Source organism: Bradyrhizobium sp. Arg816 (assembly GCF_029989365.1).
GTDB lineage: Bacteria > Pseudomonadota > Alphaproteobacteria > Rhizobiales > Xanthobacteraceae > Bradyrhizobium.
Genome location: NZ_JAPRAQ010000087.1, coordinates 1 through 898, shown reverse-complemented (window position 1 = coordinate 898; position 898 = coordinate 1). Strand labels below are relative to the sequence as shown.

Sequence of the window (898 nt, the reverse complement as noted above, 5' to 3'; positions counted from 1 at the left end):
TGTACGCCAAGTGGCGCGGGTGGAGCAACGGACGATCGGCGGAGCTGGTCGGGGTTGCGCAGCCGATCGTCCGTTGCGGTGAGGTGGGCGGCGTAGGCCGCGGGGGTCAGGTATTTCAGCGACGAGTGGGGACGCTGGAGATTGTAGTCGGCGACCCAATTGGCGATCTTGGCGCGGGCGTCATCGAGATCGAAGAACAGAGTCACGTTGAGTAGCTCATCGCGCATCCGGCCGTTGAAACTCTCGACGAAGCCATTCTGCTTGGGCTTTCCCGGTGCGATGAAGTGCCAATCGATGGCTGCGTCCTTGCACAAAGCCAGCATGGCGTTGCAGGTGAACTCGGTGCCATGGTCGGACACGATCATTCCTGGCTTGCGGCGTCGCTCGACGATTGCCGTGAGTTCGCGGGCCACGCGCCGCCCCGAGATCGACGTGTCCGGAATGGCGCCCAGGCATTCCTTGGTGACGTCGTCGACGATGTTGAGGATGCGGAAGCGTCGGCCATTGGCGAACTGGTCGTGGACGAAGTCCAGCGACCAGCGGGCATTTGGCTTGGCCTCGACCAGGATCGGGGCCCGGGTCCCCACGGCCTTGCGGCGAGTCCGCCGCTTGCGGGCGGTGAGCCCTTCCTCGCGATAAAGCCGGTAGATCCGGTTGATCCCCGATGGCTCGCCCTCCCGCCGCAGCAGGACGAACAGGCGGCGATAGCCGAAACGCCGCCGCTCGTTGGCGAGATCGCGCAATCGGCCACGCAGAACTGCGTCCGGTGGGCGGCTGGAGCGATAGCGGATCATCTTCCGATCCGCACCCACGATCGAGCAGGCCCGCCGTTCCGACAGGCTCATGACGGCCTGCAGATGCGCGACCGCAGCGCGCTTGGCGGCGGGCCCTACCATTT

General features: G+C 65.5%; 1 protein-coding gene. It reads right to left on the bottom strand.

The window, feature by feature from the left end; genetic code table 11:
* Positions 1–898, bottom strand: an 898-nt coding sequence (locus tag OWC48_RS45930; RefSeq protein ID WP_282525916.1) for an IS3 family transposase, incomplete at both ends; no start/stop codon positions are given.